The sequence below is a fragment of the Pectobacterium carotovorum genome, assembly GCF_033898505.1.
Taxonomy (GTDB): domain Bacteria; phylum Pseudomonadota; class Gammaproteobacteria; order Enterobacterales; family Enterobacteriaceae; genus Pectobacterium; species Pectobacterium carotovorum_J.
Genome location: NZ_JAXAFK010000001.1, coordinates 1,917,263 through 1,941,558 on the forward strand (window position 1 = coordinate 1,917,263; position 24,296 = coordinate 1,941,558).

The 24,296-nt window shown below is 52.7% G+C and carries 19 protein-coding genes; 10 read left to right on the forward strand and 9 right to left on the reverse strand.

Annotated features, from left to right (window positions below; all coding sequences use genetic code 11):
* The first annotated feature begins 4 nt into the window (after nt 1-4).
* On the forward strand, nt 5-559 hold the full coding sequence (locus tag R9X49_RS08475) for a hypothetical protein (RefSeq protein ID WP_319847966.1): 555 nt from the start codon (nt 5-7) through the stop codon (nt 557-559).
* 91 nt (nt 560-650) lie between these two features.
* Here R9X49_RS08475 and pspC read toward each other — a convergent pair whose 3' ends face one another.
* The 3 genes from pspC to pspA all read right to left on the reverse strand — a co-directional run bounded on the left by pspC (nt 651) and on the right by pspA (nt 1,993).
* The gene (pspC, locus tag R9X49_RS08480) at nt 651-1,016 is read right to left on the reverse strand and encodes an envelope stress response membrane protein PspC (protein ID WP_225084884.1); all 366 of its coding nucleotides are present in this window, start codon (nt 1,014-1,016) and stop codon (nt 651-653) included.
* Nucleotides 1,016-1,240 (reverse strand): envelope stress response membrane protein PspB, encoded by a 225-nt coding sequence (pspB, locus tag R9X49_RS08485; RefSeq protein WP_010276759.1) that lies wholly within the window; start codon nt 1,238-1,240, stop codon nt 1,016-1,018. Before pspB ends, pspC begins: the two co-directional genes overlap by 1 nt.
* Nucleotides 1,241-1,327: 87 nt before the next feature.
* Complete coding sequence (gene pspA, locus R9X49_RS08490) at nt 1,328-1,993, reverse strand: phage shock protein PspA (RefSeq protein ID WP_010276756.1); 666 nt, start codon at nt 1,991-1,993, stop codon at nt 1,328-1,330.
* A 225-nt stretch (nt 1,994-2,218) separates the two neighbouring features.
* Between pspA and pspF the strand changes: the two genes are divergently transcribed.
* On the forward strand, nt 2,219-3,208 hold the full coding sequence (gene pspF / locus R9X49_RS08495; RefSeq protein ID WP_263057445.1) for a phage shock protein operon transcriptional activator: 990 nt from the start codon (nt 2,219-2,221) through the stop codon (nt 3,206-3,208).
* 181 nt (nt 3,209-3,389) lie between these two features.
* On the opposite strand, the gene R9X49_RS08500 is transcribed toward pspF, so the two are convergent.
* Both R9X49_RS08500 and R9X49_RS08505 read right to left on the reverse strand, forming a co-directional pair.
* Entirely contained in the window at nt 3,390-4,907 is a 1,518-nt protein-coding gene (locus tag R9X49_RS08500) for a cellulase family glycosylhydrolase (protein ID WP_319847967.1), read from the reverse strand.
* Between the two features lie 296 nt (nt 4,908-5,203).
* On the reverse strand, nt 5,204-6,883 hold the full coding sequence (locus R9X49_RS08505) for a 2-isopropylmalate synthase (RefSeq protein ID WP_319847968.1): 1,680 nt from the start codon (nt 6,881-6,883) through the stop codon (nt 5,204-5,206).
* A gap of 276 nt (nt 6,884-7,159) precedes the next feature.
* Between R9X49_RS08505 and R9X49_RS08510 the strand changes: the two genes are divergently transcribed.
* From R9X49_RS08510 to R9X49_RS08545, 8 genes are all read left to right on the forward strand, one after another.
* Nucleotides 7,160-7,969: a helix-turn-helix transcriptional regulator gene (locus R9X49_RS08510; protein WP_319847969.1), complete on the forward strand. Its 810-nt coding sequence runs from the start codon at nt 7,160-7,162 to the stop codon at nt 7,967-7,969.
* 388 nt (nt 7,970-8,357) lie between these two features.
* The gene (gene sapA / locus R9X49_RS08515) at nt 8,358-10,046 is read left to right on the forward strand and encodes an ABC transporter substrate-binding protein SapA (RefSeq protein ID WP_319848615.1); all 1,689 of its coding nucleotides are present in this window, start codon (nt 8,358-8,360) and stop codon (nt 10,044-10,046) included.
* Nucleotides 10,043-11,008, forward strand: a complete 966-nt coding sequence (gene sapB / locus R9X49_RS08520; protein ID WP_319847970.1) for a putrescine export ABC transporter permease SapB — start codon at nt 10,043-10,045, stop codon at nt 11,006-11,008. Before sapA ends, sapB begins: the two co-directional genes overlap by 4 nt.
* Nucleotides 10,995-11,885, forward strand: coding sequence for a putrescine export ABC transporter permease SapC (sapC, locus tag R9X49_RS08525; RefSeq protein ID WP_319847971.1), 891 nt, complete (start codon nt 10,995-10,997; stop codon nt 11,883-11,885). Before sapB ends, sapC begins: the two co-directional genes overlap by 14 nt.
* A 16-nt stretch (nt 11,886-11,901) precedes the next feature.
* A complete protein-coding gene (sapD, locus tag R9X49_RS08530) occupies nt 11,902-12,894 on the forward strand; it encodes a putrescine export ABC transporter ATP-binding protein SapD (RefSeq protein WP_015840560.1) in 993 nt (330 codons plus the stop codon).
* A complete protein-coding gene (gene sapF, locus R9X49_RS08535; RefSeq protein WP_010276730.1) occupies nt 12,894-13,709 on the forward strand; it encodes a putrescine export ABC transporter ATP-binding protein SapF in 816 nt (271 codons plus the stop codon). The genes sapD and sapF overlap by 1 nt, the downstream gene beginning before the upstream one ends.
* Nucleotides 13,710-13,902: 193 nt before the next feature.
* Entirely contained in the window at nt 13,903-14,691 is a 789-nt protein-coding gene (fabI, locus tag R9X49_RS08540; RefSeq protein WP_319847972.1) for an enoyl-ACP reductase FabI, read from the forward strand.
* A 539-nt stretch (nt 14,692-15,230) separates the two neighbouring features.
* Nucleotides 15,231-15,785 carry an inclusion body family protein gene (locus R9X49_RS08545; protein ID WP_319847973.1) on the forward strand — a complete coding sequence of 185 codons (555 nt, stop codon included), beginning with the start codon at nt 15,231-15,233 and terminating at the stop codon, nt 15,783-15,785.
* A gap of 87 nt (nt 15,786-15,872) precedes the next feature.
* On the opposite strand, the gene R9X49_RS08550 is transcribed toward R9X49_RS08545, so the two are convergent.
* From R9X49_RS08550 to R9X49_RS08565, 4 genes are all read right to left on the reverse strand, one after another.
* Nucleotides 15,873-16,844 (reverse strand): FAD:protein FMN transferase, encoded by a 972-nt coding sequence (locus R9X49_RS08550; protein WP_319847974.1) that lies wholly within the window; start codon nt 16,842-16,844, stop codon nt 15,873-15,875.
* A 100-nt stretch (nt 16,845-16,944) separates the two neighbouring features.
* Nucleotides 16,945-19,809: a flavocytochrome c gene (locus R9X49_RS08555; RefSeq protein ID WP_319847975.1), complete on the reverse strand. Its 2,865-nt coding sequence runs from the start codon at nt 19,807-19,809 to the stop codon at nt 16,945-16,947.
* A gap of 346 nt (nt 19,810-20,155) precedes the next feature.
* Nucleotides 20,156-22,522: a glycoside hydrolase family 31 protein gene (locus tag R9X49_RS08560; RefSeq protein ID WP_319847976.1), complete on the reverse strand. Its 2,367-nt coding sequence runs from the start codon at nt 22,520-22,522 to the stop codon at nt 20,156-20,158.
* Nucleotides 22,523-22,680: 158 nt separating this feature from the next.
* Entirely contained in the window at nt 22,681-23,991 is a 1,311-nt protein-coding gene (locus R9X49_RS08565) for an MFS transporter (RefSeq protein ID WP_319847977.1), read from the reverse strand.
* Nucleotides 23,992-24,296 lie beyond the last annotated feature (305 nt).

A 24,296-nucleotide genomic window follows, 5' to 3' on the forward strand; every position in this document is an offset into this window, starting at 1 on the left:
GAAAGTGAAATTTTTACGGCTAACCAACCTTGCTGCGATAACTATTTTAGCTTCAGGCTGCTCCATCATGCCGAATAATTCCTTTTTTATCCCACCAACTGAAAAAAATGATTCACCCTGGGTACGTATTGTTGATAACACAGAACAGACAAGTATCTACCAGACGTTAAACGGCAAACGCACTGGCGGTCTTATTCGTTCCAGTGAATGGGTATTACAAAACACTCAGGATCGCGGTATGCCGAAAGTCTCCGGTGAGAAATACAATATCGATTACTACGAAACACCCTTAGTACCTGGTCTTGAAACCGCAATTATCAACGTTTATGTCGAAAGCAAATATTCATGCCTGATTACCACCCGCTTTATTCCGGAAAAAGGCAAAAAATATGAATTCCAGCTGGAGACCGATACGCTGCATTATCAATGTCGTGCGATTGCCAGCGAAATCGTGCAGGACAGCAATGGTCAATGGCAGCGCATACCACTGCAAAACGTGCACTACAGCGCGAAAGAAGGAAATGGCTGGCATCCGATGCACAGTGGGATCGGATCATAGAGATTGCAGCGAAAAAGCGCGCGACATTATCCACTCTCGACCCCAGTCGTACGGTGGATAACGTCAGCGAAAGTGTATGACCGATGACAAATTACAGGTGACGAAAGCGGTTCTGAACGCCAAACGTCTCTGAGGTGACATAGCGCTCAATGTTACGCAGGCGCTGTTCGCTGGCCTGCAATGTCGCGTCCGCCTCATTCAGCAGTTGGCTGGGCGTTCGGGTCACCTTTTCATCCTCCCCCACCATTCCCGCCGGAGCCGGATCGAGCATAAAGGTCAGAATGATATAAGCCACGATGGTGAAAAAGAACAGGCCGAAAAACATCGACAGCACCACGATTATCCGCAGGAGTTTCACCGGCACGTCAAAATAACGCGCTAAACCAGCACAAACCCCTTTCAGCATGCCCTCTTCCGGTATGCGGTATAACGTTTTACCTGACCACGTATTTTTCATTACGATTTTCTCCAGTCTGGGTGTTCTGCATCCAGAATATCTTCCAGCGCTCTGATACGCTCACGCATGCGGTTGGACTCTTCCGTTAAGCGTGTCAGACGTTGCATATCATTTTGTCCCAGTTGAGCACTGTTTTTACGCTGGCTGTAATGTAGCCAAAGCCATATCGGTGCCACAAACAACATGAAAATGGTCAACGGAATGGCAAGAAACAACGCACTCATTGTGTCTCCTTAGTTATTATTCACACGCTGGTGGCTGTCGTTTTCTCACGACAGCCATCCGATGGCATCTATGCTTTATTCGTCTTATTACTCTGCTGGCTTAACTTTAGCTTTAAGTGCCGCCAGCTGCGCGCTGATTTCATCGTCCGCTTTCAGCTCGGCAAACTGCTGATCCAGCGATTTTTGTTTCCCCAGCCCGTGGCTTTCGGCTTCCGCTTCCATCGTGTCGATACGGCGCTCGAACTGATCGAAACGTGCCATCGCTTCGTCCAGCTTACCGCTGTCCAACTGGCGGCGCACATCACGCGACGATGCCGCCGCCTGATGACGCAGCGTCAGCGCCTGCTGGCGAGCACGCGTTTCGCTTAATTTGTTTTCCAGTTCGCCGATTTCACGCTTCATACGCTCCAGCGTTTCATCCACACTTTCGGCTTCATGCTGCAACACCGCAATCAGGTCGGTCAGTTTTTGCTTCTCAATCAGCGCGGCACGAGCCAGATCGTCTTTATCTTTACGCAGCGCCAGTTCCGCTTTTTCCTGCCATTGATCTTGCTGACCGTGCGCTTGTTCAATGCGGCGGGCAATCTGTTTCTTTTCTGCCAACGCCCGCGCAGAGGTCGAACGCACTTCAACCAACGTATCTTCCATTTCCTGAATCATCAGCCGCACCAATTTCTGCGGATCTTCAGCTTTATCCAGCAATGAATTGATATTGGCGTTCACGATGTCGGCAAAACGAGAAAAAATACCCATAATTACATCCTCTTCATGATTTCCAGCGTCTGATTACGCCTGATTTATCACCGAGGCTGACCAAGCCAGCCGCGATCTCCCTATAGGTATATCAATAAGCATGCCAACTTTTAATTTCTTTTAACTAACTGAAAATAAAGAAATAGATAATTTTGACTATTTTTCTCTTTTCGTTAGATTAGTCAAATACACTAATAGTTAGTAAAAATAATACGGTGGAACATCATGCTTCAGGAAAAAGAGAACCTGCTGGGCGAAGCCAACAGCTTTTTGGAGGTACTGGAACAGGTGTCGCAACTGGCACAGTTGAATAAACCCGTGCTGGTGATTGGTGAAAGGGGCACTGGTAAAGAGCTGATTGCCAGCCGCCTGCACTACCTTTCTCCGCGTTGGCAAGGGCCGTTCGTTTCTCTCAACTGTGCAGCACTCAACGAGAACCTGCTTGATTCCGAGCTATTTGGTCATGAAGCCGGTGCGTTTACCGGCGCGCAGAAGCGTCATCTGGGACGCTTCGAGCGCGCCGACGGTGGAACGCTGTTTTTGGATGAGCTCGCCACCGCACCGATGCTGGTGCAGGAAAAATTACTGCGAGTGATTGAATACGGCATGCTGGAGCGCGTCGGCGGCAGAGATCAACTACAGGTAGATGTGCGACTGGTGTGCGCGACCAATGACGATCTTCCTGCGCTTGCCGCGAGCGGTAAATTCCGTGCGGATCTGCTCGACCGTCTGGCTTTTGACGTTGTGCAACTTCCGCCGCTGCGCGAACGCCAGCAGGATATCATGCTGCTGGCCGATCACTTCGCGATTCAGATGTGTCGCGAATTGCATTTGCCGCTATTTCCCGGTTTTACGCCCGCCGCGCGCGACACACTGCTGAATTACGGCTGGCCGGGCAATATTCGTGAGCTGAAAAACGTGGTTGAACGTTCGGTCTATCGTCACGGCGACAGCGAACAGCCTCTTGATGCCATCATTCTAAATCCCTTCCGCCGCACTCCCGCCGTTCAGGATATCTCCTCACAGGCGACAATCGGCCTGCCGGATTTACCGCTGGAGATGAAACCGTGGCTGTTGGAACAAGAGAGAAGCTTGATCGAACGGGCATTGAATCAGGCAAAATTTAACCAGCGTAAGGCCGCTGAACTGCTGGGATTAACCTACCACCAACTGCGTGGATTGCTGAAGAAACACGATATTGTGGTGAATGAATGAAGTCTGGAAAGAAAAGGCGGGCGAATTCACGCCCGCAGAGTAAGTCATGCCGATCGCTTAAGCATCGGGATATACGGGGCGACCACAGGGGTGAGGCCTCTCTACGGATACCTCCCCCTGTGCTTCCCCTAATACCAGGCTTAAGTGACCGTATTACGATTAATACGTTAACAGCACACGGTTACGGCTCGACGCCCCATACCAGCGTACCTTTATCGTGCACGGTGATCTTATCCCAGTTCGTGTAGCTCGTGACGTTAGCACCGTATGAATAGTCATTCGTTTCATTCACGTTGCTCCAGTCACCGGCGTGGATACGCACCTGTACTTCACCGGTTTCCGCGCCAGGCTGAAGAGAGCCGGCTCCGCTGCTGAAGGTCACCAGAACGTAGCGGTTAGCCTTATCAGTGCTGGCGGAAGGGGTGCCTGTGCTGGTCACGATGTTTTGCGGACCGACGTTCGCCCAGTCAACAAAGAGGTTCGCACCAGGTTTGCCATCATCATGGAAGTAGTAGCGCACTTGCAGATCGCTCAGTTTGATCGGCGTACTTCCAGTATTTTTGATGTTGACAGCCATACGAATCGCATCATCAGAAGGGTTGTTATCCACATTACGATATTGCAGTACGATGTCGCCCGTGGTTCCACTACCTGGATTAGTCGGTTCCGTTGGCGTGGTTGGCGTATCGCCGCCGCTTAGGTTCGCCGCCGCACGAATCTGTGCTCTGACAAATTTCCCTGACGTTGACAGATTTTGCTCCGTCCAACCGCCTGATTTGCTCGCTCCCGGAGCCAACGCCGCGGACGCCTCGGCTTTGTCGGTAAGCGACCAGTTCACCCAGCTCACGCCACGGTTGTTCAGGAAATCGATCCAGGTCTGCGATTCAGGCAGGAACGGCCCGCCGTTGCCGGATGCATCGCTGGTGCCCCACTCGCTGACAAAAATCGCCGCGCCACGGCTTTGTGCATAGTCAATGCGATCGCGCAGGAACTGCCCGTGCGTACCGGCATAGAAATGCAGCGCGTATAGGGTATTAGGATCGGGCAACTGATTATCCGCCGCGTCATGGATATCCTGACTCCAGGTACCCGTACCAACGATAATGAGGTTATCGGGATCTTTACTGCGGATAGTATCAGTCACTTCCAACGCATAAGGCCGAATCTGTCCGTTCCATGTCACGCCACCGTTGGGTTCATTGGCGATTTCATAAATCACGTTCGGCGAGTTACCGTACAGCCCCGCCATTTCGGCAAAGAAGGTTTTTGCCTGTGCTTTATAAATATTAGGATCGTTGTCTGACAAGATATGCCAGTCGATGATGATGTAAACGCCGAGGCTTTGTGCCGCTGCAACGGCCTCTTTTACCTTATTAGCAAGGGAAGGATTGGAAATATAGCCATCCGCCGCCGTGTACATGGCGACACGGAATACGTTAATCCCCCAGTCGTCACGCAGCCATTTCATCGAGTCCTTGTTGACATAATCACCAAACCACTGCAAACCGTGTGAACTCACCCCTCGCAGTTGCACCCTTTTTCCCTGTTCATCCACCAGTCGACCATTTTCAATGGACAGCTGACCATGCGTTTCCACCGGCGTGGCGGATAATGCTGAGAAACTGAGCGACATGCCCAGTGCTGCGGTTACTACACCTAACGTCAATTTCCTGACGAGTTGATTCCTTCTGATCCACATATTCCTTATCTCCATTGTGAACACCCATGATCTTGGGTACAGGCATGATAAGGGAGATTTTTGCTCCCGCAAATAATTTAAGAAATATCCCAATGATATTGATTTTATTAATTATTCACAGAAAAATAGTAAGCATATAATGTTGTTGCCCTTGCCAAAATATGCGCAGCTCATTTTCGTCATCCGCCGTTGCTTCATATCCGAACCGGAATGAAGAACGCGCGGCCTTAAGCGCGCGCGTCCAGAAAGATAACGTGCTTACCATCCTGATTGCAGTGACGTGGCCTTAGCGCGTTTTATCTCCCAGCGATATCCCCGACCGCCGGAAATCTGGCTGCGGCGCTCAGTACCGCCAGCACCGAAGCCGTGATGATGTTCGGATGTCGCCCAACACCGAAGCGCGATCCCGGTACACCGGGCAATGCGGCTTCCACAATGGCTAACGCGACGGCATCCGCCCCTGCCCCCAGACTGCGCTCCTCATAGCTGTCGATACGCAGCGGTAACCCCAGCGCGTCCACCATAGCGGAAATCGGGCCATTTCCCTTTCCCCGATAGTTTTGTGGCGAACCGTTGGCATCAATGAGTTCCAAATCAATCGCCTGCCCTTCGGGATGGTCTGACAGGTGATGTGCACGGTAGATAAAACCCGGTTGATCAAGAACCGGAGAGAGGTAAGTCTGTTGGAAAACCTCCCAGATGTTCTCGCTGCTCAGTTCGGTTTCACTGGTTTCCGCCAGTGACTGAACGATAGCACTGAACTCCACTTGCATACGACGTGGCATAACAATGCCACGATCGCGTTGCAGCAGAAAAGCGATGCCGCCCTTACCAGATTGGCTGTTAACACGCACGATACTGTCATAGGTGCGCCCCAGATCCTGAGGATCGATAGGCAGGTATGGGACGCGCCACGGTGCGTCTGAATGCTGTGCGGCAAAACCCTTGGCGATAGCGTCCTGATGCGAACCGGAGAATGCCGTGAAAACCAGGTCTCCGACATAGGGATGACGCGGATGGATAGGCAGCGCGGTACAATCCTCAGCCACGCGAGCCACAGCGGCAATGTCAGAGAAGTCCAAACCGGGTGAGATGCCCTGGGTGTACAGGTTTAACGCCATCGTCACCAGATCAAGATTGCCGCTGCGCTCGCCATTTCCAAACAGGCAACCTTCGACCCGCTGAGCACCTGCCAGCAATGCCAGTTCCGCACAGGCGATGCCGGTGCCGCGATCATTGTGTGGATGAACGGACAGCACGATGTGCTCGCGCCGCGCCAGACGCTGGTGCATCCATTCGATCTGGTCCGCGAAAACATTGGGCGTCGAGACTTCTACCGTTGTTGGCAGATTAATGATCATCGGGCGCTGCGGTCCCGCATCCCAGGCTCTGATGGCCGCGTTGCAGAGCAGCAGGGAAATATCCAGTTCGGCCATGCAAAAAGTCTCTGGAGAATACTGGAGAACCCACTGCGTTTGGGGATGCTCTGCCGTTAACTGTTTCAGCAGCGCAATATGATGCTCGACCATCTCGACGATCTGCGCCACGCTCATACCAAACACGATCTCACGCCAGGCGGGGGCAATGGCATTGTAAAAATGAACAATCACTCGTCGCGCGCCAGCCACACTGCGTACCGTTTCTTTCACCAGATCATCACGCAGTTGGGTAATGACCATCGGCGTCACGTCCTCAGGTATCAGGTCGGCATCAATTAAGTGGCGCACGATTTCAAAATCGGTGCGTGATGCAGAGGGAAATCCAACTTCAATCTCCTTAAAACCGATACGCACCAATTCCTGAAACAGATGCAGCTTACGTTCACGGTTCATCGGTTCGAAGAGCGCCTGATTGCCATCACGCAGATCCGTAGAAAGCCAGACAGGGGCGCACGTCAACGTACGCGACGGCCATTGGCGGTCGGCCAAATCAACAGGGGGAAAGGGGCGATATTTTTGTGAAGGATCGGTCAACATAACAATCTCCAGGGAATCAATAGAACCTGATCCCCGGACTAAAGAAAAGCGGACCGGCGTCGGGGTCAGGAAGAAACAGGATGGTGCATGATGCGAACGAATGCATACCGACCCCGACCGAGAGACCATCGTCGTAACGAACAGGAATAATGGCTGGACGGCAGCATGTACGAGAGACTCAAGGTTGTCATTACACGTCCATATTAGGTTTGCACAATTCGTCCATCTACATGAAAATAGACATTCAATTGTTTGTTTTGGACAAAGTGAATCGATATGGGTTTTTCTTCCCCCGGAGACGGTGGACACGCGCTTGACTTAAACGCGGCCGAAGCTTCAGAGCTGCCTGTCACGGGGGTCTCCATGCATTACCCGCAGGGGCATGTGGTTCCCATGCACCACCACCGCAGAGGTCATCTGATTTATGCGGATAGTGGACTGGTGCAGGTGGAGGCGCCAACCGGACAATGGCTGGTTCCGCCCACCTCTGCCGTATGGCTGCGTCCAGGTGTTCCCCATCGCCTGATCATTCCGGTCGCTTCACAGGCAAATGGCATCTTCGTGCGTGAAGATATGTGTACACAACTGCCCACCGCAGACTGTGTCGTACGCGTGTCTGGGTTGGCCAGAGAATTGATAGCCCGACTCACCGATGCAGACAGTCACGCAACCACGCCGCGCTATACGCTCCTGCTAGGAGAGCTATTAATCGAGGAACTGCGCACAACGCCACATCTCCCCTTTCATCTGCCCTGGCCGCAGGACATGCAGATACAGACGGTTTGTCAGATACTCATGAGCGACCCAGGTGATACCGCGACGGCAGACGACTGGGCTGGAAAGTTGGCGATTAGCGGCAAAACCTTTCATCGCCGCTTTCTGAAAAGCACAGGGATGACGTTCGGCAAGTGGCGTCAACAGTTGCGTCTAATGTCATCATTAACCCTGCTGGTGCAAGGTGCCCCCATCACTCAGGTCGCCCTGAGCAGCGGTTACGACAGCCATAGTGCCTATACGACGGCATTCAGAAAACAGTTCGGGCAGTCACCATCGGCATTTATGGGCGACAGACGGCGCAACACATAACGCCGTCACAGGAAGGGTTGGGAACAAAAAAAAAGCCAGCACATAGGCTGGCTAAAATAATACTGGAAGCAATGTGAGCAATGTCGTGCTCTCCTTCAGTGCCTGCGAGAAGCCACTGCTGAAGTGCGAAAATGATGATAATAGTTATCAGTATCATCTGTAAAGCACTTTGTTGAGAATTTTTCTCATTTCCATACTGACTATAGGGTTCTTGCCATCGTAACTCACAGCAGAAATACCGGTAGAATAGGATGACTTATCTCCCCTCTGCTGACAGTGCTGGTGGCTTAAGCGGTTGGAAAGTCGCCAGACGCGCATAACAAGAGTGGGGAGGATGCCAAGAGTGCGATACACTCTGTCTATAACCGTCTTGACTGAAAAATCCCGTATGTTCGGAAAAACCTGTTTCGCACTGGCACTCACCTGGCTGGCTTTGCCTGCACTGGCCGCACTGCCGTCCGTGCCAACGTCACCTGCTCCGCAGGAAAGTATTCGCCAGAGTGGTTTTGTCTATTGCGTCAATGATGTCCTGAACACGTTTAACCCGCAGATGGCACGCAGCGGCGTCACCATTGATACGCTGGCGGCGCAGCTTTACGATCGTCTGCTGGATGTCGATCCTTATACCTATCGTCTGATGCCAGAACTGGCCCAGCGCTGGGAAGTCTTAGACAACGGTTCGACATACCGTTTCTATCTGCGCCGCGATGTACCGTTTCAGAGCACCGCCTGGTTCAGCCCGACCCGCAATATGAACGCCGATGACGTGATATTCAGCTTCCAGCGCATGCTGGACGAAAAGCACCCATATCATGATGTCAACGGCGGCGAATACCCCTATTTTGACAGCCTGCAATTCGCCGATTCGGTACAAAGCATCCGTAAGCTGGGCGAGTATAGCGTTGAAATTCGGCTCAACAGCCCGGATGCCTCTTTCCTCTGGCATCTGGCTACGCACTACGCGCCGATTCTGTCCGCGGAATACGCGCAACGTCTGGCGAAAGAGGACAAAAAGGAGCTGCTGGATCGTGAACCAGTCGGCACTGGCCCCTATCTGCTCGATGAATACCGCAACGGGCAATATATCCGGCTGACGCGTAACGGCGATTACTGGCGCGGTTTGCCACGTATGCGGCAGGTCGTTGTCGACCTCGGTTCTGGCGGTACAGGTCGCTTATCCAAGCTGCTGACGGGCGAATGTGATGTTCTCGCCTATCCGGCTGCCAGCCAGTTGACGATTCTGCGTAACGACCCCCGTCTGCGTCTGTCGCTGCGCCCCGGCATGAACGTTGCCTATCTGGCCTTCAACGTGCGTAAACCGCCGTTGGACGACCGCCGCGTGCGGGAAGCCATCGCGCTAGCGATCAATAACGACAGGCTGATGCAGTCGATCTATTACGGCACGGCAGAAACCGCAGCGTCGATTCTGCCCCGCGCCTCGTGGGCGTACGATAACGAATCGCAGATTACGGAATATAACCCGCAGAAAGCGCGGCAAATCTTGCAGGAACTGGGGCTGACGAACCTCAACCTGCGCCTGTGGGTGCCCAGCGCCTCACAGTCCTACAACCCCAGCCCGTTGAAAACCGCAGAGCTGATACAGGCCGATCTGGCACAAATTGGCGTCACCGTGACCATCGTTCCGGTGGAAGGCCGTTTTCAGGAAGCGCGGCTGATGGAACTCAGCCACGATTTAACGCTGGCAGGCTGGGCAACAGACAGTAACGACCCGGACAGCTTTTTCCGACCGTTGCTAAGCTGCGCGGCAATTCGCTCCCAAAGCAACTACGCGCACTGGTGTGATCCGACGTTTGACGAAGTGCTGCAAAACGCGCTCTCGTCACAGCAGCTTTCTAAGCGGATTGACTATTATCAGCAGGCACAGCGTATTCTGGCAGAACAGTTACCCGTTCTACCGCTGGCGTCGTCATTGCGATTGCTGGCATACCGCTATGATATGAAAGGGCTGGTATTGAGCCCCTTCGGCAATGCCTCGTTCGCGGGCGTCTTCCGCGAGGATCAACAGGCGCAGCAGAAACCCTCTGCACCGGAAACCGTGGAGGAAGCACAGCCGTGATTATTTTTACCTTGCGACGTCTGGTGTTACTGATAGTGACGCTGTCACTATTGACGCTGGTTGGCTTTAGCCTCAGTTACTACACGCCCAACGCCCCGCTCAACGGCGCGGCGCTATTTGATGCCTATCATTTTTACCTCACCAGCCTGCTTCAGGGGGATTTCGGTCGCTCCAGCATTAACGGCCAGGCCATCAGCGAGCTGCTGAAAGAAGTGTTCCCGGCGACGATCGAGCTTTGTCTGCTGGCGTTTGCGCTCTCGCTGCTGGTCGGCATTCCGCTGGGGATTACCGCTGGCGTAATGCAGAATCGCGGCGCGGACATTGTGATCAGCACGTTGGCGCTCATCGGCTTTTCCCTGCCGGTATTCTGGCTGGCGCTACTGCTGACGCTCTTTTTCTCGCTGCACCTCGGCTGGCTACCGGTTTCAGGCCGCTTCGACCTACTCTATCAGGTGAAAACCGTCACCGGATTTGCACTGATTGATGCCTGGCTGTCAGACTCGCCCCATCGCGGTGAAATGATCGTCAGCGCCATCCGCCACCTGATTTTGCCGATTACCGTGCTGGCCGTCGGGCCGACCACCGAAGTGATCCGCCTGATGCGCGTCAGTACCACGGACATTATCAGCAAAAACTACATTAAAGCGGCGGCGACTCGCGGACTGTCGCGCTTTACGATCATTCGCCGCCATCTGATTCACAACGCGCTGCCGCCGATTATTCCCAAACTAGGATTACAATTTTCCACGATGCTGACGCTGACGATGATTACCGAAGTGGTCTTTAACTGGCCGGGTATCGGTCGCTGGCTGGTGAACGCCATTCGTCAGCAGGACTTCGCTGCCATTTCTGCGGGCGTAATGGTCGTCGGCGCAATGGTCATCACGGTCAACATCCTGTCCGATATTTGGGGTGCCATGGCAAATCCGTTGAAACATAAGGAATGGTATGCCCTTCGATAACGTTTATAGCGAAAAGCGGCTGCCTAGCCGACTAGGCGATACCTGGCGGGCATTCCATCAGGATATGCTGGCGATGATCGGGCTCTACGGCTTTCTGATCCTGATTGGCCTGTGCCTGTTCGGCAAATTTCTTGCGCCTTATGAGGTTGACCAGCAATTTTTGGGCTACCAGTTGTTGCCCCCCTCCTGGTCGCACTACGGTGAAGTCTCGTTCTTTCTCGGCACCGACGATTTAGGCCGCGATCAGCTAAGCCGTCTGCTGAGCGGTGCAGCGCCAACCGTTGGCGCATCGCTCATCGTCACCTATGCGGCCGCGCTGTGCGGCATCGTATTGGGCGTCTTTGCGGGCGTGACCCGCGGGCTGCGCTCCGCGATGCTCAACCACATTTTGGATACGCTGCTGTCGATTCCCTCATTGCTGCTGGCGATTGTGGTGATTGCCTTTATCGGCCCTAAGCTCGAACACGCGATGCTCGCCGTTTTGCTAGCGCTGCTGCCGCGCATGGTGCGCACCATCTACAGCGCCGTACACGCTGAAATGGACAAAGAGTACGTGATCGCTGCCCGTCTTGACGGCGCGTCCACGTTTTATCTGGTGTGGTATGTCGTATTGCCGAACATCGCCGCGCTGCTGGTTTCCGAATTTACCCGCGCGCTGTCGATCGCCATTCTGGATATCGCCGCGCTGGGTTTTCTCGATTTGGGCGCACAGTTGCCGACGACCGAATGGGGCGCCCTGCTTGGTAACTCGCTGGAACTGGTTTATGCGGCACCGTGGACCGTGATGCTGCCCGGCGCGGCTATCGCGCTGAGCGTGTTAATCGTCAACCTGCTGGGCGACGGCATCCGCCGCGCGCTCGTCGCGGAAACGGAATAAGAGGCGCCGACTCCCTATGCCATTACTTGATATCCGTAACCTGACGATTGAATTCCTGACCGCCGACGGCGCGGTAAAAGCCGTCGATCGCGTCAGCATGACGCTGAGCGAAGGGGAAATTCGCGGGCTGGTGGGCGAATCCGGCTCAGGTAAAAGCCTAATCGCCAAAGCCATCTGCGGGATCACCAAAGAAAACTGGCGCGTGACCGCCGATCGCTTCCGCTTTGATGATATCGACCTGCTGCAACTGTCGTCGCGCGAACGGCGTAAGCTGGTTGGCCATAACGTCTCGATGATTTTTCAGGAGCCGCAATCCTGTCTCGATCCGTCTGAGAGTATTGGTCGGCAATTGGTACAGGCGATTCCCGGCTGGACGTATAAAGGCCGCTGGTGGCAGCGGTTTAACTGGCGCAAACGTCGCGCTATCGAACTGCTGCACCGCGTCGGGATTAAAGATCATAAAGATATTATGGGCAGTTACCCTTATGAGCTGAGCGACGGCGAGTGCCAAAAAGTGATGATTGCCATCGCACTGGCAAACCAGCCGCGCCTGCTGATTGCCGATGAACCCACCAACGCGATGGAATCCACCACGCAGGCGCAGATTTTCCGCCTGCTGTCGCGCCTGAATCAAAACAATAACACCACGATTCTGCTCATCAGCCATGACCTGCAAACCATGAGCAAATGGGCCGACCGAATCAACGTACTCTATTGCGGGCAAACGGTAGAAAGCGCCACCAGTGAAGATTTGATCACCGCGCCGCACCATCCCTATACGCAGGCGCTGATTCGCGCGATGCCCGATTTCGGTCGCTCGCTGCCGCACAAAAGCCGGCTGAACACGCTAACGGGTGCGATCCCCTCACTGGAGCACCTGCCGATCGGCTGCCGGCTCGGCCCCCGCTGCCCGTATTCGCAAAAACAGTGTATGCAAACACCGCCGCTGCTTTCCGTTAAGAACCACTTATATGCCTGCCACTTCCCGCTCAACATGGAGGAACCGTGATGGTTGAGATGCTGCTTGAAGCCCGCAACCTGACCAAGACGTTCCGCTATCGGACCGGGCTATTCCGCCGTCAGCACGTTGAGGCGGTGAAATCCGTCAGCTTTACGCTGCGTGAACGACAAACGCTCGCCATTATCGGTGAGAACGGATCGGGGAAATCGACGCTGGCTAAGATGCTGTCGGGCATGATTGCCCCGACGTCTGGCGAACTGGTTATTGACGATCACCCTTTGCACTACGGCGATTACCGTTATCGCAGCCAGCGCATCCGCATGATCTTTCAGGATGCGAGCAACGCGCTCAATCCGCGCCAGCGCATCGGGCAACTGCTGGATGTCCCGCTGCGGCTAAATACCGATCTCAGCGCCGAAGCGCGCGAAAGAGCGATTAATCAGGCACTGCATCAGGTCGGGCTGCGTCCCGATCACGCCTATTACTATCCACATGCGCTCGCGCCGGGGCAAAAACAGCGTGTCGGTCTGGCACGCGCGCTGATCCTGCAACCGAAGGTGATTGTTGCCGATGAGGCGCTGGCCTCACTGGATATGTCTATGCGGTCACAGATTATCAATCTGATGCTGGAGTTACAGGAAAAGCACGGTATCTCTTATATTTACGTGACGCAGCATCTGGGCATGATGAAGCATATCAGCGACCAGATTCTGGTGATGCAGGCTGGCGAAGTGGTCGAGCGCGGCAGTACCGCCGATGTGTTGTCCGCCCCGCTACATGACCTGACGAAACGTTTGATTGCCAGCCACTTCGGCGAAGCGCTCAGCGCCGACGCCTGGCGACGCGACGGCGCACAACGTTAATCTCCGCGCACCACGGCGGCATCCGCGCGACAGCCATAGGGCTGTGGAAAAAGGCGGATACTGCTCGGAGTACCCCTACCGTCCCCAACATGGTAGAATTGCGCGGTTTATTCATCTCGGTCGTCACTTGCCACGTATGTTTACGGGCACAGAGGTGGCGATCGCAGCAACAATGATCACAAGGATTACTGCTATGGGTTTTCTTACCGGTAAGCGCATTCTGGTAACAGGTGTTGCCAGCAACCGTTCTATTGCCTACGGTATTGCACAAGCAATGCAGCGTGAAGGTGCCGAACTGGCCTTCACGTATCAGAACGACAAATTGAAATCACGCGTTGAAGGCTTTGCCAGCGAACTGGGTTCCAGCATCGTTCTGCCATGTGATGTCGCTGAAGATGCCAGCATCGAAGCACTGTTTACCGAATTGGCTAACGTATGGCCGACCTTTGATGGCTTCGTGCACTCCATTGCTTACGCACCGGGCGATCAACTGGACGGTGACTACGTTGATGCCGTGACCCGTGAAGGTTTCAGCATTTCTCACGATATCAGCTCTTACAGCTTCGTCGCGATGGCGAAAGCCTGCCGTAAGATGCTGAACCCGAACTCTGCGCTGGTTACCCTGTCCTACCTGGGTGCTGAGCGTGCCATCCCTAACTACAACGTAATGGGTCTGGCAAAAGCGTCTCTGGAAGCAAACGTACGTTACATGGCGAACGCCATGGGTGCTCAGGGCGTGCGCGTCAACGCCATCTCTGCGGGCCCGATTCGTACACTGGCTGCATCCGGCATCAAAGACTTCAAGAAAATGCTGTCGCATTGCGAAGCCGTTACGCCAATCCGCCGTGTCGTTACCATTGAAGACGTGGGCAACTCTGCTGCGTTCCTGTGTTCCGATCTGGCTGCCGGTATCTCCGGTGAAGTTCTGCACGTTGACGGCGGCTTCAGCATCGCCGCAATGAACGAGCTGGAACTGAAATAAGTCATCACGGTAAACTGTTTTTGCTCAAAATGCGCTCTTATAAAAGAGCGCATTTTTATTTCCCCAACCCCAAAAAGGAGAGACAGTCATCAGTAAAATCACCCTTCATCCATAAAATGTGAGGATTGGTTTTAATTAAATTAATACTCATAGTAATAATATGCATGAATAGCATTACATAAAGAATAAATCACCAGAAAAAATAAAATTTCATATTATAAATAACGTTTAGTTCATGATATTGGTTTTTTGTGTTGTTTTTCCATTTATTTATGAACAAACCCACACAAAGAATAGTTATTAAATAACAAAGAAATAGCGAGTTCGTTACAGATTTATTAAAAAACAAATCCTATTAAATCAAAAAAATAAAAAATAAAAATCAGCATTTAAATTAGATCGCGAAAAATGAATCCTCATCTATTATTTATCTGCGCACCCATCGCGCCGTATTTTATCTTGCTGAAAAATTCACACGCTAATTATTTGATGTTGAGTCAAATAATATACTTACTATATCCCTTTGAAACGAGGTCATTATGAGTAGCAATGATGCGTCTAATTTAAAGTCCAGCAACAGCATTATCAATATTATTGTCGTTATCGATACAGATAGTATCATTCGCGATTTTACAGGCAAAAATCCGAGTCAGGACGCCAATAAACCTACCGGCATTTCACACCAATATTCTTATATGGTGGTCTCCTCCGGTTCTGCCCTTCAGGGTCAAGCGTCCGCCGATCTCAATATAAAGGCCAATGTGGGTGATGTGATTCGCTGGACCGGAACATCAGAGTCCGATAACTTTGATTCCAGCGTTTTGGTTTATGGTTTACCAAAATTTGGCGGCACAGATGTCTTTACGGGTACAACATTCAAAATGTACACGAAGACATCTATGTTACCGAAACAAAATGGTCCTTTCCCAGTAACTTATACAGACCAGTCATATTGGTTTATTCAGGCCGATATTAATCAGAAAGGGACCGAAAATTATCAAATTCAATTTGGATTGTATTATCGCCCTGATGGCGGTGCTCAGAAGTTGTTTGGGTACTTCTGCTGGGATCCAACCATTACCGTATCTAACTAAATAAAAGTTCTCGTTTAATTGTTCAAAATAAAACCAAATAAATGGCTAGTAATGTATCTAGTCATTTATTTGCGTTTTTAGTAGTCATTAATGCTGAGTAACTAAATAATCCTTATCCAGCAATTCAAACGTATGATGTCCCTGAGAAGAAAAAATAATCTCTCGGCTTTTCGTCACAAAGATGGCTTCGATATCCGGCCGGTTTTGTAGAAAGTGAATGCCAGTGCTCACGCCCATGCCATAGAGCAGCGTGGTGTAGATATCGCCGTCGAGAGAGTCGTTCGAGATAACCGTTACGCTGTGCAGTTCATTATCCAGCGGGTAACCCGTCCGGGGATCGATAATATGATGATAAATACGATCGTCCACGGTAAAAAAGCGTTCATAGATACCGGATGTTACTACGGATTTGTTCTTCACCTTAATAATGCCCAGCAGGCTATCGCGATCCGCGAAAGGTTTCTGCAACCCGACGCTCCATAGTCCCTGCTCATCCGTCAGCGCGCTGCCAATCGCGAGCACGTTTCCCCCCAGATTGATCAACGCATCCTGAATATCATGTTGATGCAGAACATCCCGGACGATATCGGCGATATAACCTTTCGCAATCGCGCCCAGATCGATCTCCATTCCCGCGCTCTCTAGCATCACGGCGCAGTCCTGCTCTCTGAGAATAATGCGTTCAGGGTCCGTTAATGCCAGCGTCCGCTGTATCGATTCCTGATCAGGCACCGTGCTGCCGCTAAAACCGATTTTCCATCGTTTGACGACGGGACCAATTGCGACGTTAAAGGCGCTATTTTCAATCAGGCTCACCGCTTTGGCGCGCTTAATCAGCTCAAAAACAACCGAGCTGACCGAAACGTATTCTTTACCTGCCGCGTGGTTGATGCTCATCACTTCCGACTGTGCCCGATTAACGGTTAGCAAGTCTTCAAGCTGCTTGATGCGATGAAAAACCTGCCTGACAGCGGTTTCATCATGGACAAAGAGTTTGAGCAGAATGGGACTGCCCATCAGATGAACGGAATAAACATAAGCGTTATCGACTGAAGGCATAAGGCGGCTCCCATGAACGAATGGCGATACAGAGAGGAAAGCATCGAAAAATCGCGGACGCCTTTTCAGACGTCCGAGATTAGCACTACGGTTCTATCACTTACTCGGCTACCAGCATCGGCTGGTTTTCAGCCGTTTTCGCAAACTTTGGCTTACGCACTTTCGTCGGAAAAACGTCGGAACGACGCGGCGCTCGCGCATAGGCTGCCGCCTGAATCCCCGCCTGAATACCGAAGATAATGATATCCGCTACGGCGTTGCCGCCAATGCGGTTCGCCCCGTGAATACCGCCAACCACTTCCCCTGCGGCATAAGCCCCGGAGATCGTCTCTTTATAGCGGTTCAATACTTCCGCTTTCTCGTTGATCGTAACGCCACCCATCGTGTGGTGTACGCCCGGTGCCACTTTAATCGCGTAGTAAGGCGCTTGATTCAGCGGATCGCGCATCCCCGTGGTACGGCCAAAGTCTTCATCATGTTTATCGGCAATAAAGGCATTGTAACGGCCGAGCGTGGCGTGCAGCGCAGCTGGCGGCATATCCAGCTTGTCGGCCAGTTCCGCGACGCTGCCCGCGCTAACAGTCAGCCCTTGCGCGACATACTCTTCGACCGCTCGATTACGGCCTCTCACCTGCTCGTCAAACAGGATGTACGCATAGCCCTCCGGCAGGTTCACGATGGCGGACGAGACGTTATCCCGCGTCTCCATTTCGTTAAAGAAACGCTCCCCGCGCTGCGACACCAGAATAGCCCCGCCGCCGCGAATAGATTCGGAGATCAGATAAGAGGTTGTTTGTTCAACCGTCGGATGGGTCTGAATTTCCCCCATGTCCACCGTATCCGCGCCGATCTGTTCCAGCAGGCGAATGCCACCGCCCGTCGCTCCTTTATGGTTAGTGGTGACGAAACCTTTCAGGTCTGGGCGGTATGACTCCACCATGGCCTGATTGGCACTAAAACCGCCCGTCGCAACAATCACCGCTTTTGTCGCAATGTGGCTCTCTTCCTGCTCCTCATTGACGACTCTGACGGCGGTAACCTTGCCCTTCTCCTGCACAATTTCAGTCACTGACGTTTCCAGCAGCACCTCAATATTGTATTTATTGAGGTTTTTAATCAGCCCGCTGACCAGATAGCCGCCCACCGCTGCGCCGTTGGCTGGCCGATGCGTTCTGTCAACGCTCATCCCGCCCGTCGTGGTGATGTCGCTCAGTTCAATATCGTGCTGTGCCAGCCAGTTAATCGCGTCAGACGCATGGTCGACGAAGTATTGTACCAACGCAGGATTGTTCTTCTGTTTGCCGCTTTTCAGGGTTTCGTCATAGAACAGCGCCTGGCTATCTTCGATACCTTTATTTTGCTGGAAGACGGTTCCCGCCGCGTTCATACCGGCAGAGGCCTTGATGGTATTGCCGCCGATGACCGGCATCTTTTCAATCACGATAACGCGCGCGCCTTCTTCGCTGGCCTGAATCGCCGCCGCCAGCCCCGCGCCGCCGCTGCCAATCACCACCACATCCGCTTCACGACGCGCGTCTGGGTTACCGCCGTCGGCAATAATGGCGTCTTTGCTCGATTTCACCATCGCCTTGGTAACGGCTTTTTTAATCGCTTCACTCTGCGCCGTTGCGCCCGTTACGGCATCAACGTGGGGGCTATTGGTATCCAGAATGCGTTCGCGGATAATCTCAAAACTGATTTTCAGTGAATCATCAATCTCGCTATTCTCCAGCGCGATATCGGCGACCCGATTCTGCTCAAAATGAACATGAATTCGCAGCTCGCCACATTCATCCTGAACGCTTTCCTGATAAACCCCGGATTTAAATTTTTTGCCGGTTAAATTCACGTCCCGAATCATGGCTTCAACTAATGAAAAACGCCACAGCGGTTCAGGTATCATTAATGCTTCACGTTTATCGCTGGCAATATAAAGTTCGGGCTTTTCTTGAGCGGCAATACGATCTGTCCAGTCTGGATAAGCAATACAGGCTCTACCGACGGCAATCAGGTCATAACCATTTTCCAGCGCCGCGTCTGTGTCGGCCTGATTAACAATATCTCCTACGCCAATAACCGGAATCGCGGCTAATGTCGCGGAACGGCGGGCAACATATTTCTTAATCAGCGGCGTCGGGTCATTAGTCTCGACAATGGACGAGCGCAGAATATTTCCCATCGAGAAATGAACGTAATCCAGCCCGCGTGCCGCTAATTTTTCCAGCAGATAGAGTGAATCATCAAAATGAATGCCCGGCTCTTCGATCTCTTCCGGCGAGAACCGATAACCGATAATAAATGCGGGATCGGCGTATTTATCCGCGACCTCATGGGTGATATCCAGTACCGCCAGCGGAAATGCTGCACGGTTGTCACGGGTGCCGCCCCATTTATCTGAGCGCTGATTAGAGTGCGGAGAATAGAATTGTTGGATCAGGTAAGTGTTCGCGCCGTGAATTTCCACGCCATCGAAACCCGCCTGAATGGCACGATGAACGGCATCACCAAACTTGCCAATCATGGCGTCAACCTCGTCGCCCGACAGCGCGACCGGAACGATGGCACCCGCGCGCGGCGCGGCAATGGCACTCGGCGCAACCGGCGTCGCACCACCGATAAAACGCGGTTCGACCATACGGCCGCCGTGATAAATTTGCAGGATCGCCGTCGAGCCTTTTTCTTTAATCGCCGTCGCAATTTTGGCCAGCCCGGCAATTTTGTCGTCGTTGTCGATTCCTATCGCACCGGGAAAAGCCAACCCTTTGTCATCAATAAAACAGCATTCCACAATCACGGTACCAATGCTGCCGGCCCTGGCCTGATAATATTCCACCAGCTCTTTGGTCACGCTCCCATCGTAAAAGCCACTACAGGTGGTCATGGGCGCCATCAGTACCCGATTTTTCAGCGTTGCGCCGTTGGGGAGTGTAAAAGCGGCAAATAGATCATGGTGATTATTCTTCATAGCGAATACTCCACTTAAAATAGAAACTCTGTTCGCAAATGAACCAGAAGCCGCCATGTTTGTTTTTATTAATTATTTTGGCTGATAATTCGCGAACTTATTACTTACCAAGTATCTATTTTTTTTGATGTTATAAAATGTTTTCTTACTATTTAAACTATTTTGTAGATCCGCTTTTATTAAGGGTATTCGCACAACTCTTTTTTATATTTAATATTCCATTCACTTCATTAACATCTCCTTATCCTAAAAATAACCAATCGAATATTATTTATATTCTGCATAACAAAAAACGCCCCGGTAAAAAAAATAAGACCGGGGCGCAACAGGAAATAAAATGGGATGGCTATTGGTGTTGATAGGTATCCGTGTGAACGCCGTTGATGTATAGCTGGCGTTGCTCACCCGCTGGCAGGCGCAGCGTCGCGTGCCGCCAGGCGGGCTGGTATCGCCCTTCTGACGTAAACGTCACGTCAATCCGTTGACTATCCGTATGAATTTCCCAACGCAGCCACAGCGCGTTACCTTCACGCCATTGCCACGTTTCGCCATCGTCTTCAAACAGCAGCCCGCTGTCCGTACCGCCAGCGACGGGCGGGAAGAGCAGGAATTCACGCTGTTCGTCTTCCTGTGGGCTGACGTGCGCCGTTCGCCCAGACAGCGGGATCATCGCTCCCGCACGGACCAGCAGCGGGAGCCGTTCCAGTGGCGCATCCAGCACGATCGTCTGTCCGCCGCTGAACCATTGGCCGGAATGGAAATCGTACCAACCAGATGTATTCGCCGGCAGGTAGACCGTCCGCTGGCGCTGCTCTGGTTCCACCACGCTGGCAACCAGAATATCTCGTCCCAGCATGAAATCGTCAGTTTCCTCCAGCGTCGCACTGTCGTGCTCGTGGTCGAGGAATGTCGGGCGCAGCATCGGCTCATCGTCTGCGCTGGCTTGCCACAGCAAGGTGTAAAAATACGGCAACAGGCGATAGCGCAGTTCAATGGCACTGCGAATCGCAGGCGTTACCGCGGGATACATCCACGGTTCGTTCACCGTATGGTCATCATTCCAGGAATGAATGGTGAAACGCGGGTGCATCACGCCGTTTTGTACCCAGCGCACAAACAGCTCGGCATCCGGCTTGTCGCCCGAAAATCCGCCGACGTCGTGTCCCACATTAAACAGACCGGACAGGCTCATTCCGATTCCCATTCGGGTGTTGTAGCGCAGCGTCTGCCAGTTGGTGCGGTTATCGCCGCTCCAGGTTTGCACGTAGCGCTGCATCCCCGCACAGCCGGAACGCGAGATCAGATAAGGCCGCAGCGTCGGAGCAAAACGCTGCTGTGCCTCCAGCGAGGCGCGCATCATCAGCAACGGCATCAGCGGGCGAATATGTTTGATCGCCATCGTGTCGCCGAATCCGTGGCAGCGGGCTTCGCCATCCCAGACTTCATATTCGTTGTTGTCATTCCACGTTGAATCAATCCCTTTCTCCAGCAGTTGCCGGGTGACGTTCTCCTGCCACCACGCCACCGTTGCCGGGTTGGTGAAATCAAGGTGCGAACCTTCGTCATCCCAAAAGCTGGAGCGCTCAGGCACATCGGATTCGGAATCGAGGATAAACAGCCCCTGTGCCGATACCTCTTTGTATTTCGGGTGATCTTGCAGTAAACAGGGCTTGATATTGGCAGCCAGCTTGAGGCCCGCAGCATGAAAGGCCTGCGACATCACCTCCGGCTGAGGGACTTTGTCGTAGTTCCAGTTAAACACATAGCGCTTATTGTTAATCGACGTGTAGCCCGACGAGAGTTGAAACGAATCACACGGAATGTGGTGATCACGGCACAACGCGATAAATTTCATCAGCTGCTGCTGCGCATCGGGCGCATCGGTGTAATGCATGGTGGAACCGCTGTAGCCGAGGCTCCACTTTGGCCCAAAGAGCGTTTTGCCCGTCAGGCGCACAAACGCTTTCGTCACATCCAGCACGCGCGGCCCGATAAACAGGTAATAGTCGAGATCGCCCGCCTCCGCCTGATAGCGCCGATAAGCCAGATGATAGTTATCGATTTCATTGCCGAGATCGAGCCAGGTCGTGCTCAGGTTATCGTAAAACAGGCCGAAGCTGACATCCTCACGCCGGGTAATGGTGAACGGAACATGCTTATACAGCGGATCGGTGCTCGCCGCGTTGTAGCCCATCGCATCCAGATTGCGGAACTCAAACCGACGTCCAGTGCGTTCCAGATCGCCCGCCTTCTCACCCAGCCCATAATAGCGCTCCGTCGGGAAACGGCGCTGATAGTGCGCCACGCCTTCACCGTGTGGATTCAGCAAGTAGGCGCTGGTGGGGCGATCGGCGGCAAACGGCTGCCATTCGCCCTGTTCATCGCGGTACTCCCATGCCAACCACAGCGGTTGATGAATCGTAATTCGCATCCGTGCGGTACTGATACGAAAGGTATCGTCCAGATTTTCCAGCGAGAATCCCGGCAGGCTGAAACCGGCGCTGCTCTCACGACTGCGCCCCTGCCAAGGGACATCCTGCTGCGGCGCGATGCTCCAGGTGCGGTTCAGTTTCAGTTCACCATGTTGTTTAACCAGCACACGGGCCAACATCGGTTCCAGCACGTACAGACGAAACACATGTTTGTCGTCCACCAACAACTCAACATGATCGGCGCTCTGATGACGAAACACCCAATTTTTCAACGTTTTCATACAGCGTCCTTTTCAGGAAAAAATAAACTCGTCGTTATGCTTAATGCAGGTCCCTTAAGCCCATTTTTAGGAGAAACACGGGGATGAGGTTCCCTTAGGGAAGCCTCGCCCCGTGGTCGCTCCGTGTATCTCGCGTCTTAAACGAATGGAATAAGCCGTTATGCCTGCGGCCGCGTTTTCCCGCGACGTTCAGCAATAAACGCAATCAGGAAGACGGCACCGATCAGATCGAAGAATCCCATCGCGACAAACAGCGGGTTAAACCCAATTTTGTCGGCGGTGACGCCAATCAGCAGCGAGAACAGAAAGCTGGCAATCCAGGCGAATGAACCGCGCATCCCATTCACCGTTGCCATCTGCCCTTTATCAAACGATTCCACCACCAGTGCGCTCAACATGCAGGAAATGACCTGATGACCGAATCCGCCGATGGAAATCAGCAGAATCGCCACCCATGGATCTTTGCTGATAGCCACCAGCGCCAGCGATAACATCAGGAATGCGCCCGTTACCGAACTGGCCACAATCGAGTTGACGCGAGAGCAGCCGAACCAACGGACGTAAAGTCGAGTGAGGTAGCCGCTGGCGACGCTGCCGAGATCGGCGGCAAGAAACGGCAGCCACGCGAACATCGCAATTTGCTTCAGATCCATACCGCGTTCATTCGCCAGATAAAGCGGCACCCAAAAGCTGAGCACCGCCCACGCGGGCTCCGCCATAAATGCCGGGATCGCAATACCGTAGAAGCGTTTGTTTTTTGAGACAGTTTTCAGCGCGGTGAAGAAAGGCAGTTTGACGGGAGGCGCTTCGTTGTCCTGACGAATGAAATCCAGCTCTTCGCGGCTTAAATTCGGGTGTACTTCCGGGTTATGGTAGAACAGCCACCACAGCACCACCCACAGCAGCGCCAGCCCACCGGTAAATATGAAAGCGCCCTGCCAGCCCAGATAGGCATGTGCAACGACGATGATCGGCGGTGCCAGCATCGCGCCGATAGAGAAACCCACACCGGCCCAGCCTGCCGCAATCGGGCGTTCCTTTTTAGGAAACCACTCGCCCAGCGTTTTAGCGTTCGCCGGCGTCGCTGCTGCTTCCGATGCCCCCATAAAGAAACGCAGGATCGCCAGATGCAGCCAACTCCCCGCCCCTGCGTGGAAGATGCACATCAGCGCCCAGATTGTGGCACAGATCATGAAGCCCATTTTCAGCCCGATGACATCGATTAGCCAGCCGCAAATCGGCTGAAAAATGGTATACGCCAGCTGGAATGCGCCCACAATCCAGGAATATTGCTCGGTGGTGATGCCCATGCTGGTTTTCAGTTCTGGTGCCAGAATGCCCAGCGAATTACGCGTGATGTAATTCACGGTAACGCCAAGCAAAAACAGGCCAAGAACCCACCAGCGCAGATTTCTGAATGTCCGTTTACCTTTGGTAGCGATGGAGGACGAATTGATGTCGAGACTCATGGTGACTCCTATACAGGAAAGTAGGTTACATTGGTCTGATATCTCGGCGGCATTTTTTTATTTATCGCCTACCGAACAATCAAACTATTTTCATGTCATTGTATTTATTAATTTAAATCCTGTTTTATTACATCTAACTGCTAAAATTGGTTTACCAAATCGAGAGTAGAACAATTGAAAATCGTGAAACACTCACTTTTTTGAAAACATTTTCATGCTATGGTCAAAATGCAATCAAAAAACCGGTTATAGCGCCTGAAAACAGGCGATAGATAACGATGAAAACTTTGTCATTTTCGAAGGTG